Source organism: Paenibacillus sp. N119s, assembly GCF_059447605.1.
Genome location: NZ_JCAJRU010000298.1, coordinates 1 through 5,244 on the forward strand (window position 1 = coordinate 1; position 5,244 = coordinate 5,244).

1 protein-coding gene is annotated in these 5,244 nt (G+C 49.7%); it reads right to left on the reverse strand.

The window, feature by feature from the left end; all coding sequences use genetic code 11:
- A partial coding sequence (locus AC5V8P_RS23165) for an amino acid adenylation domain-containing protein (RefSeq protein ID WP_495473906.1) occupies positions 1–5,244 on the reverse strand: 5,244 nt, incomplete at both ends.

Sequence of the window (5,244 nt, forward strand, 5' to 3'; positions counted from 1 at the left end):
CTCAGCGATGCTTGCTCCGCCAGATGCGATTGCGTCAGCACCAGCTTCGCGCCTGAGTCCTCCAGCATAAAGCGGATACGATCGGCCGGATATTCTGGATCAATTGGCACATAAGCTCCGCCGGCCTTCAGAATCGCATAGATGCCCACGATCATGTCCAGTGAACGGTGAACCAGAATACCCACAGGCTGATCTGGCTGTACCCCTTCCGCACGCAACGTCCGGGCCAAACGGTTGGCTCGCTCGTTCAGCTCACGGTAGGTCAACGATGCCGCTCCGCACAACACCGCCACTTGCTCCGGTGTATTCGCGGCCTGCTGCTCGAACAGGCTGCTTAGCGTTTGATCCTGCGGATAGGCTACTGCCGTATCTCCCCATACCTGCACGATTTGCGCTTGTTCTTCCGGCGTTACCAATTCCAGCTCATTCACGTGGATATACGGGTTGTCTACGATTTGTCCGATGATGTGGTCCATATGACCCCGGATACGCTCCATTGCAGACCGGTTATACACCAGAGCATTGTATTCAAGCAGGATAGAGATATCCTCATCTGGCACGACAATCAGGTTAAAATCGTAGTTGGTTTGCTCCGCAATTGCCACATTAGCAATAGAGAGACCTGTGTGTGCGTCTGCTTCGCCGGAATCAATCGCCTGAGCTATCTTTTGCCCAATCGGATAGTTTTCAAAGACCATGATGTGATGAATCAGGTCTTGTTTTTGTTCAGTCAGTGCCTGAATGTCATACAGTGGGAACGTGTCATATGGACTGGAGGCCAGAGCCTGTTCTTGTGTACGCTGCAATACTTCAGCAAATGTTGCATCCCGTTCACTGTAAATGCGTACTGGAATTGTATTTATGAACAAACCGATCATATTCTCCACGCCTGCAATCTCTGCTGGACGCCCAGATACCACACTACCAAATACGACATCCTGATTATTATTGTATTTCTGTAAAATAACACCCCACGCAGTCTGCAAAAGCGTATTAATCGTTACTTTCTGTTGCTTTGCAATACGTTTCAATGCTGTACTCCGTTCTTTACCTAGCCCGAAGGTCACCTTTTCCGAAACATACCCGGAATTTGAACTTCCACCGCTTTTGTCTGCATCTTGATCCCGATTTATTATAGAAGCTTGCGCGTTCTCACCAAGCAGCAAGGTCTGTTGCTCAAAACCTGCCAAATAGTCACTCCAATAACGGGTCGCCTCCTGTGCGTCTTGATGTTCCAACCATTCGATATAGTCACTATACGGCTTGACAGGTGCGAGCTCTGGCTGCCTGTTTTTCAACAAGGACGAATACGCACTTAGCACTTCTTCCATTACGAGTGACAAACACCAACCGTCCATCACAATATGGTGGAAGCTCCATACAAAACGGTATGAGTGATCCCCTGTACGGAAGATAGCTAGGCGTATAAGTGTGTCCTTGCCTAAATCAAAGCCACGAGCTTTGTCCTGGGACACAAATTCAGCTACAGCGTGTTCACGTCCTCTGACATCCTCATAATGGAAGTCCAGATCTTTATGACGATAGACAACCTGCAATGGTTGACCATACCAGCCACTGTAGAAATTTGTCCGAAAAATAGCATGACGGCTTACGAGCAGCTTTACGCTTTCCTCGAACATACCCGGCTCAAAATCTCCTTCAAGATCGAACGTTAACTGTTCAAAATACACTTCGGTTTGTGTATTCATCAAACTATGGAACAGCATACCCTTTTGTATTGGCGTTAGCGGATACACATTTTCCAATTCCCCAACCGTCTTTGTCTGCTCCTTAATCGTATCTAATTGCTCCAGAGTCAGACCTTTGAACAGTACATCACTTGGAGTCAGTTCAGTCTGCTCCCTTGCAATACAATGCTCGATCATTTCAAGCAGATTGGCTTTTAGCAGATTAGCCAACATTTGGATGGTGTCCCTACGGAAGGCTTTGCCGTTATAGCGAATGTCAAGTTTCAGGATGCCGTTCATTACGATTCCGCTCACATCGAGCGCATATTTCATTTTCGTCCGGTCACTAATGACCGATCCAATCGAATAAGGAGACATACGAATATCGCTGTTTGGCAAGTCTTGATCAAACTGTCCGAGATAGTTAAAGCTCACTTGTGGCTCGGCAAAAGCTTGATGTTGACCAAGGTTCAGTACATCTGCCTGCTGACTAACCACTTGACTAGATTCACTCAAATATCTCCAGATTCCATAGCCCATTCCCTTATTCGGAACATGACGTAGACTCTCTTTAACCTGTTTGATGCGTCCCGATAAAGTAGGATCACTGCCCATGTCCAGCCATACCGGATATTGAACTGTAAAACACCCTACCGTACGAGAAAAGTCCGTATCTGGTAAAATCTCCTTCCGTCCATATCCCTCTAGGTTGATCAGACTGCGTTCATACCCCGTCCACGTGTATAGCATCATGCCTAATGCAGTCAGCAGCAAATCGTTCACTTCCGTGTTATATGCGCGGTGTGCTTCCTTCAATAGTTTTGATGTCTCTTCTTCCGTAAGCTGGAGGACTACTGTATCCGTGTCAGTCAAGGTAAACGAGTCGGCCTGTATTTGATCCTCAGGCAAACGTACTTGGTCAGCTAAAGCGGCTGCGTTCAGTTGCTCCCAATAGGCGCGATCACTTTCCATAGCTGTGCTATTCGCATAAGTGGAAAGTTTTTGAGACCAGGAACGGAATGAATCCGTTTTGTCCGTTAATCGAAGTACTTCTTGATGAACGGCTTGCTCATAAACTGTGGCTAAATCCTCTAACACAATGTGCCACGATATCTCGTCCACTACCAAATGGTGGATGGCTATGAGCAAATGATCCCCATCTGCACAGTGGAACAAGCCAGCCTTCAACAACGGCCCTTCATGAAGTTGAATACTACTGTGAATTTCACTGGATTTCGCCTCAATGGCTGCGCTGAGCGTGGCTTCATCCGTCAAGTTCGTAAAGTCCACCACATCCAGATGATATAGCTCACCTTCCTGTACGCCACGGTTCCATGCTTCATATCCTTGCTCTGTCTTGCTGAACACCATCCGTAGAGCATCATGATGCGCTGTAAGTTTGCCAAGTGCCTGACGTAGAGCGATTTCGTCAAAGCCCTTCTCCAGGTGCAACATAACCGCCTGATTAAATGGATATGCCTCCACTTGACCCTGTTCTACAAGCCAGTATTGAGTCGGCGTTAACGCCACTTTCCCCGTGACCTCGCCTTGCTCGGTTGTTTGCTTGTCTGCTAACCGAAGATGCGAAGCCAGTTCCTTCACGCTTGGATATGTGAACAAGTCCTTCATATTCATCTTGTACCCTGCTTGAAGTAGTCGGGAAGAAAATTGAATCGCCTTGATGGAGTCGCCGCCCAGATCAAAGAAGTTGTCCAAAATACCGACCGTCTGCACATTCAGGACAGACTGCCAGATTGCTACGAGTGCCCGTTCCGCTCCAGTGCGAGGCGCTACATACTCCGCACCGCTTTGCAGACTGCCTTCTGGTGAAGGCAGAGCCTTGCGGTCGATTTTACCGTTTGGACTCAGTGGCATCTGCTCCAGCTGTACAAAGTAGGACGGCACCATGTAGCTTGGCAGCTCTCGGCCCAGCTCACTTCTCAGCTCGCTGGCGCCAAGCTCTTGCCCCGCAACATAGTAGGCCACCATTTGTTTTTGGCCCGTTTCATCTGTACGAGCCATAACAACCGCTTCTCGTACCGATTCCACTTGAAGCAGCTGCGTTTCGACCTCGCCTAACTCAATCCGATACCCCCGGATTTTCACCTGATGGTCAATCCGTCCCAAATATTCGATGTTCCCGTCCGGCATCCATCTCGCCAAATCGCCAGTTCGGTACATCCGCTCATAACCGGTTTCCCCTTCAGCAAACGGATTGGCTACGAATTTCTCCGCCGTCAGTTCTGGACGGTTCAAGTAACCACGGGCTACGCCAACACCGCTGATGCACAGCTCCCCTGCTACCCCAATCGGCTGCAATTGCTCTGTGCCTTCCTTCACGACGTACAGACGAATATTTTGGATCGGTTTCCCGATTGGAATCACTGTATATTCTTCATTCGGTTCGCAATCGAAGTACGACACGTCCACCGTCGCTTCAGTTGGACCGTATAGATTGATCAGCTTCGCCCCAGATAGACCCGACACGAGCCGCTGAAACCGGGCCACATGCTGTGGCGGCAATGCTTCACCACTGGCAAAGACATGGCGCAGTGTACTCAGCTTCGCTTGCATCACTTCGCGTGGCTGCTGTTCCACGTATTCCAGGAACGCATGCAGCATGGCCGGCACAAAGTGCATCGTGGTCACGCCATCGCGGGCAATCGTGTCGACGATGTCTTCTGGGTTCTTTTCCCCGCCAACCGACAGCAAGCTCACTTTTGAGCCGACCATTGACCACCAGAACAGCTCCCACACCGATACGTCGAAGGTAAAGGTGGTTTTTTGCAGAATCGTATCTTCCGCACTCAAGTCATAGCGATCATGCATCCACAAAATCCGGTTCAGGACTGAGTGATGCTCCACCATGACGCCCTTTGGCTTTCCTGTCGAGCCGGAGGTGTAGATGACATACGCGACATGGTGCGGCCCGGACAGCGGCTCCAGATTGGAGCTATCTTCGTGGTAGATATCCTTGTGTTCCAGTACTAGCACCTGGCCGTCGAAACTCAGCGATGCTTGCTCCACCAGATGCGATTGCGTCAAAACCAGCTTTGCTCCTGAGTCCTCCAGCATAAAACGGATGCGGTCGGCCGGATAGTCTGGATCAATCGGTACGTAGGCTCCACCCGCTTTGAGGATCGCATAGATGCCTACGATCATGTCCAGCGAGCGTTGTACCAGAATACCTACCGGCTGATCTGGTTCTACTCCTTCTGAACGCAAGGTGCGTGCAAGACGGTTAGCTCGCTCGTTCAGCTCACGGTAGGTTAAAGATTGATGCTCCCAAACGACAGCCATACGATCCGGCGTGCGTTCCGCCTGCTCCTCAAACAGCTTTTGGATCGTTTGATGGCTTGGATATGCAGAAGCCGTCGCATTAAACGCTCCTGTCATCTGTTGCTTTTCTGTCGCTGTGAGTAGTTCCAGCTCTTCAACGCGAACATGCGGGTTGAGCGAAATTTGCTCCAATAGTCGTGCAAAATGTCCATGCAGACGCTCAATGCCTGCTTGATCAAAGCTGAGCGCGTTATACATAAATCGAATCTTGATGCCT